Raw genomic sequence first — 6109 nt, 5'->3', positions numbered from 1 at the left:
ATAATATGCAGTGAGCTGTATCCATTTGGCTTTGGTTCTTTTATATAATCTTTTATCTGTAAAAGCTTGATATCGTCTTGCTTGATAAGCATATCCGCTATTTTATAAATATCATCAGAAAAGCTACAAACCACTCTTATTCCTGCCACATCTTGAATATTTTCTTTAATTGACTCAGTAGTAAGCGGTAAGCCTCTTCTTCTTAGCTTTTGTGCTATACTGGATGGTTTTTTAAGTCTACTTTTTACAAATTCTATAGGGTTACGCTGGTTTCTCATGGAAAGCTCATCATTTAGCACCTCCAATTTCGTCCTGACTTCCCTTATGACACTTTTATAATAAAGCATTAGGATTTTAAATTCTTCCAACTCATCCAATTCCCAAACATCTCTATTTTTTAAAAATGTAACTATGTCCTCTTGCTGACCCATCTAATCCTCCTTTGAATACGTTTACCCGCATTTGATGCACTTATCCAAATTATCACAAAATATGTATAAAATGCTCATATATATTTACTTCTTACGATAATTTTGAACGGAAAATAAATTTAGTAACTGTCCTAATCAAAATATTTAATTAAAAGCCGCATAACTTTTAACGCTCTATCTTGCATAAATTTCTACTAAAAATTTTATTTTCCTGCACATCCCTTTTAAGTAATATACCCATATTTTCCGATTAGCAACAAAAATGTCCATACATTTACTATAGTTTAAGCTGTCTAAGATAATTTTTTTGCTCATCAGTTATTCTGTAACTTTCCACTGCTTTTTGTATGGTTTTGTTATGCACCCATTTATCCAATTTTTTGCCCTCAAGATAGCTTATAGTCTCCTGCCACCTTTTAGCTAGAGCTGTTGCATAAAACCAAGCAATCATCATATTTACATAGTATTCATCGCTGTTAATTTGTAGCGGCAATTTCAAATATGACTTTTTAAAATCAGTATCTAAATAATGGGTCATAAGCATTTTTAGTCCAAACCTGCAAGTGTAGGTATGCTTTGATTTAATCCAATTATTAATTTTCAATATAAGCTCAGTTTTATGCTTTTTAAAAATATTCGGCGAAATTGTATCACAAGCTGCCCAGTTATCAACATAAGGCAAAAAATTTTCTAATTTTTCAATGCAGTTTTGATAGTCCTTAATATTTGAAATGATAATGCCTTGTAGTAAATCCTCCTCAAAATATTTTTTAGGCAGTTCATTTAAAAAAGCTTGAGTTTCAATTTTTTTTGCCAATTTCCTTAAAATCGGTAGCCTAACTCCCATTATCCTGCCACTATCAATATTAGGTATTAGCCTTGCTTGAAACTCCTTATATTTAGTATCCTGCAACGAAAAAAGCTCCTCTTGTAAGTTCAAATTATCCCCCTTTTATATTGATTTTTATATTTAGATTATACCCTTTAAAATCGTAATGTTTCAAATAAATAGCATAAAAAAGCTGAAGTATGAAAATATATTCTCACACTTCAGCTTTTTATTATAAATTAAACTTATACTAACTATTTTCTAATAGCCTTAAATATGGCAATAAGCACAATCGAGCCAATTAAAGCAACTATAAATGACCAAAGACTAAAACCATTTACACCGGTTTTCCCTATAAATGACATTATCCAGCCACCTATTACACCACCAAGTATACCAACTATGATGTTACCTAATCCGCCTTGCTGTTCATCAGTTCCCATTATCTTACTTGCTATCCAACCTGCTAATGCTCCTATTATAATCCAAGATAAAATACTCATAACGTCCTCCGTTTAAATTTATTATTAACATCTTTAATATGGTTATCACGATAATAAAATTTAATCATTTCATAAATCTTATATTCTATTGTACCCGCTCAATTTTATAATAAACTAATATTAGAAATAAAAAGCAACAGATAATAAATTTAAATAAATTCTTATAAGACATTGACATTGACACTTAAACATTTTATTTAGATAATTTTTTTTGTATTAAAACTATTAAATATTAAGGACAAACATCCTCAAGTATCCAATTAATAAAAGATGTGCCGGATAAAATAAATACCCAATCCATTTGTAAAACTTGCCCCTATTTCCATTGTAAGTGTTCACCATGAAAAATCCAAATGCAGATGCAAAGTCAAACGTAGTCATTACATATATAATATAATTTATAATAGAGGACCCAAACCTGTTTTTGTAGTTTAAATAATAAAGCATAGGAATTAAAATGCCTAAAAATAAATAGTCAAACCTAAAATAAGTAGCTGTCAAAAAAGACATTACAAATACCGCAATAGATAAAGACCTCCAGCTATAGTATCTGTTTTTTAGCATATCCACCGCCCACATAGTAGCTACAGCCAATGCTAGAGTAAAAAACATATTTTGATGGGAAAAGTCTACAAACCTGCCGGAAACCACCATGTCAAAAGGCACTTCCGATATAAATGCAAAAATCAGCATCTGAAAAAAATATCTTGCCTTAGACCTAGTGTGCAAAAACCCCTCTACAAGTAAAAACAAAAATATAGGGAATGCAACCCTGCCTAATACAGCAAAAGCTTTGCTCAATACGATTAAAGTCACATCTTGATAGGGAGATTTTTGAAAGTAAAGCTTTAAAAATCCCTTGTTAAAATGGTCTAAAAACATACTCAGCATAGCTATCCATTTTAAACTAGCACCATCTAATACCCTGATTTTATTTATCAAATTATTTTGCAAAATATACTCCTAAAAAATAAAAGTCTGAAATTACGGTTTTAATTATACCATAAACTCAGACTTTTTTATTTGAAAATCTTATAATACTAAAATCCAATAAACCACTTTAATTGTAATTCTTCATAAACACTTGACCTTACCGGCTAACAAAGAAAAGCACCTTTGTATATTCTACTTTCCACGCACTGTCTTTTCCAATTCCTCTTTAAGATTTTCCTCCAGCTTAAATAGCTCAACCTCCGCATTTTTCCTTGCGGTTCTTGCGTCCTCGTTTATCTTTATAGAGTCTTGGATTGTAGAGATTAACTGCTCGTTGGCATATTTTACAGACTCTATATCCACTATACCTCTTTGTGCCTCTTTAGCAACCTCTAAAGTATTTTGTTTCAATTTATCAGCGTTTTTTCTTAAAAGTTCGTTAGTAATGTCCGAAATTTCTTTTTGCATCTCAGCAATTTTGCCCTGATGCTCTAAGCCTAGTGCAATAATCATCTGAGATTTCCATAGAGGTACAGTGTTTGCCAAGGTTTGGTCAATCTTGTCTATTAAAAGTGAGCTGTTGCTTTGGATTAATTTTATCTGCGGAGCTGTCTGCAAGGCTATCATTCTTGTTGTTTTTAAATCGTGGATTTTCTTTTCAAATCTGTCTATATTCGCCTGATAGTCCTGCACCACCTGCATCGCCATTGGGTCAGATTTGCCCTTTGCCTCTTGCATTAATTTTGGCAATACATTCGTCCTCACATCTGATATAGATTCTTCGCCCGCCTCAATGTATAGATTTAATTCTTTGAAATATTTCAAGTTTTCGTCATACAATCTGTCAAATAAAATTGTATCTTTCATAAGGACATCCTTTGATATATCAAGCTGGTCGGCAATTTTGTCGACCTGTTTTTCTACCACTTGATATTTGCCCATTATCTTATCAATTTTATTTTTGCTTTTGCTAAATAGAGATTCAAAAAAGCCTTTGTCCTCTTGTAATTCTGAAATATCAAAATCCTGCACTGTAGTAAGCAAATTGCTCAGTAGCTGTCCGGTTTCGCCCAAATCCTTAGATTTTATATTTGAAAGCACATTGGAAGATAGTTCACAAAGCTCCTTTTGAGCGCTTGACGCATATAGCACCGGTGTTTGTACATTTTTAAAATCTATGGTATTTTTGATTTTTTCTACCGCTTGTACTTCTTCCGGTGAAAATTCCTCTTTAGCTGTTGGTACTACTAATTCTTCTTGGCTATCTATCACTACGGACACATCAGATTCTCCCGCCTTGCTTGCCATTAATTCATCTAGGCTTACCTCTTGCATAAAATCCTCCTAATTTGTGTAAAATGTATTTTTCTTCATAATAGTTAGAAAGCATAGTTTTTATTGCAATCTTTGCATAGATATCCTCTTTTCAGCTTGGATTTTATTTTCTAACAGCTCGTTTTGTACGTCTGTATTGACCAGCTTGTCCTCTACCAATGCCAAAAACTCTTCCTGATAGCTTTCATTTAAGATTTTCATAATATTTTTTGACTGCTCTTCAAATTTATCAACCCTCGCTCTTTCGATATCCACTCTGTTGACATCAATGTAGTCTTTTACATTATCCACCGCCATATCTAATTGTCTAGTCAAAAATTTTCTGCTCTTAGTGATTTTATCAGGGTTTTCGTCCAAATATCCCATAAGATTGTTTGCTGTTTTAATCGTGTCTCTCACCAAAAATAAATAATCTTTGTCCTTGATATTCCTTTGCATAAATTTCAATTTTCTGATTTTTTTATTTGCGTCATACATTAGCTGCATTCTTTCCTTTGTATCTTCTCTTTTTAGCTTGTCTATCCTAGCTTGCTTGGAGGGTGCTAATGCAAAGTAAACTCCAATATCTATCAATAACAAAATCACAAAGGAAATTATTTCATTAAAATGTGTAAATCCCCTTAGATAATACACTGCTATTAATGCAATAACAGTCGATATGATTAATCTTACAGCTTCGATTTTTCTTCTTTGGTATCCCATTAATTACAACCCCTCTGCGTTTTAAAAGCCTCTGCCTTATCAGAGCCACAATCAAATATATTTGCATATATAAAGTATATTAATAGTATAACCTATAATCTATGTATTTTCTATATTATGTTTATAAATAGCAAAAAATATTTGCACACTGCGCTATATTTTTTATTATAATAAAGCCACCCATTTAAAATAGGTGGCTTTATTGATGTTTACGTCAAAATGCAAGCTATATAATGTTATTTGATAAATTGAGCCGGTAGCTATACTAGTCACAAAAATTTGCTACAGCATCATTGACTTTATAGTTTCCTTGCTTAGTCCTGTTATTTTTTCTATTAGACTTATGTCAAGATTTTCTTTTATCATTTTTTTTGCTACGTCTAATCCCTTTTTTTCTTCTCCTCTTTCTTCTCCCACTTTAATACCATCAGCTCTGATTTCGTCTACTATTGAACTCATTTTTTTCATCCTTTCTCTATCATTTTTGCCTATTTTGGTTTCTTGCCTTAACACTTCATAATACATTTGCTCAGGGTCTACGCATTTTAAGTCGTGGATTAGTTTTCCCAGTGCCGTATCGTCTGTTTTGCTGGTGTTTACATATATAATGTTTGAACCATCAGCAAATTGTTTATTTGTTTGCTCTACATATCTTTTGATGGTATAGAGCATTTGGTCACCTTTTAATATGTCATTTTCTGTTATAAAAATGATATAGGTTTGCGTGAGGTCACCGTATTTTTGCCCCTTTGCCAGTATGTGAGTATCAAGCATACTACTATGGTATCTTGCTCTCACCGGCTCTGCCCCCTTGTCTGCTCTTTGTATCTCTATGTTGTATAATATGCCGTCATTATCCTTAGCCAATATGTCAAGTATTACCGACTTATATATAGAGCCACCTACGTCCTCCTGCACTGTCAACTCTTGTATTTGTATGTCCTGATTATCTAATATAGTCCTAATCAACAGCTGGCTACATTCATGATTTTTAAATATTTGCCTTGCAAATATATCGTCCATCAAGGTCATTTTTTGTACCATTTGTATTGTATATTCTATTTTATCATCATCCATTTTGCACCATAGTTTTTTTATTAATATGATTTCCTTGCTTAAATTATAGCATTCAATATGCTAAAATACAAGGACAACCATGAAGATAAACACTGTTTTATTTTTTGGACAACCATGCCACTTATTATGCTGCGTTATGCTATGCATTGTTGTATAATATTAACAAAAGCTGGTGATTGTAATGCCACTAATAAAAACAGCAAATGTAAACTTAAGGATATCACCTTTACTATAAAAAGCTTAATTATAAAAGTGTGTCAGCGACTAAGTCAACATATTTATCCCATTGTCCTTGTACC

General features: G+C 32.2%; 8 protein-coding genes. 1 reads left to right on the top strand and 7 read right to left on the bottom strand.

The genetic code is table 11. From position 1 onward, the window contains the following. The 7 genes from BBG48_RS10395 to BBG48_RS10365 form a co-directional block, all read right to left on the bottom strand. Window positions 1-431, bottom strand: a 431-nt coding sequence (locus BBG48_RS10395) for a GTP pyrophosphokinase (RefSeq protein ID WP_408608360.1), incomplete at its 3' end; no start/stop codon positions are given. Window positions 432-708: 277 nt separating this feature from the next. Beyond that, the gene (locus tag BBG48_RS10390) at window positions 709-1371 is read right to left on the bottom strand and encodes a DNA alkylation repair protein (RefSeq protein ID WP_068913885.1); all 663 of its coding nucleotides are present in this window, start codon (window positions 1369-1371) and stop codon (window positions 709-711) included. A gap of 143 nt (window positions 1372-1514) precedes the next feature. Next, window positions 1515-1763 (bottom strand): GlsB/YeaQ/YmgE family stress response membrane protein, encoded by a 249-nt coding sequence (locus BBG48_RS10385; protein WP_068913884.1) that lies wholly within the window; start codon window positions 1761-1763, stop codon window positions 1515-1517. A 225-nt stretch (window positions 1764-1988) separates the two neighbouring features. Next, window positions 1989-2717 carry a TraX family protein gene (locus tag BBG48_RS10380; protein WP_094754471.1) on the bottom strand — a complete coding sequence of 243 codons (729 nt, stop codon included), beginning with the start codon at window positions 2715-2717 and terminating at the stop codon, window positions 1989-1991. A 171-nt stretch (window positions 2718-2888) separates the two neighbouring features. Then, window positions 2889-4031, bottom strand: coding sequence for a toxic anion resistance protein (locus BBG48_RS10375; RefSeq protein ID WP_068913882.1), 1143 nt, complete (start codon window positions 4029-4031; stop codon window positions 2889-2891). A 60-nt stretch (window positions 4032-4091) separates the two neighbouring features. Further along, window positions 4092-4733 carry a 5-bromo-4-chloroindolyl phosphate hydrolysis family protein gene (locus tag BBG48_RS10370; RefSeq protein ID WP_068913881.1) on the bottom strand — a complete coding sequence of 214 codons (642 nt, stop codon included), beginning with the start codon at window positions 4731-4733 and terminating at the stop codon, window positions 4092-4094. A 282-nt stretch (window positions 4734-5015) separates the two neighbouring features. Continuing rightward, window positions 5016-5810: an Rpn family recombination-promoting nuclease/putative transposase gene (locus tag BBG48_RS10365; protein ID WP_068913880.1), complete on the bottom strand. Its 795-nt coding sequence runs from the start codon at window positions 5808-5810 to the stop codon at window positions 5016-5018. 114 nt (window positions 5811-5924) lie between these two features. On the opposite strand from BBG48_RS10365, the gene BBG48_RS11185 reads away from it, so the two are divergent. Then, a partial coding sequence (locus BBG48_RS11185) for a hypothetical protein (RefSeq protein WP_206749613.1) occupies window positions 5925-6109 on the top strand: 185 nt, incomplete at its 3' end.

Source organism: Criibacterium bergeronii, assembly GCF_001693775.2.
In the GTDB taxonomy this organism is placed as follows: domain Bacteria; phylum Bacillota; class Clostridia; order Peptostreptococcales; family Filifactoraceae; genus Peptoanaerobacter; species Peptoanaerobacter bergeronii.
Note: the sequence above shows the minus strand (reverse complement) of the source record. Positions and strands in the feature narration are given on the sequence as shown.

Excerpts from the sequence above, each read along its gene's own strand:
- BBG48_RS10375 (WP_068913882.1), bottom strand. The coding sequence starts at position 4,031 with ATGCAAGAGGTAAGCCTAGATGAATTAATGGCAAGCAAGGCGGGAGAA.
- BBG48_RS10385 (WP_068913884.1), bottom strand. The coding sequence starts at position 1,763 with ATGAGTATTTTATCTTGGATTATAATAGGAGCATTAGCAGGTTGGATA.
- BBG48_RS10370 (WP_068913881.1), bottom strand. The coding sequence starts at position 4,733 with ATGGGATACCAAAGAAGAAAAATCGAAGCTGTAAGATTAATCATATCG.
- BBG48_RS10365 (WP_068913880.1), bottom strand. The coding sequence starts at position 5,810 with ATGGATGATGATAAAATAGAATATACAATACAAATGGTACAAAAAATG.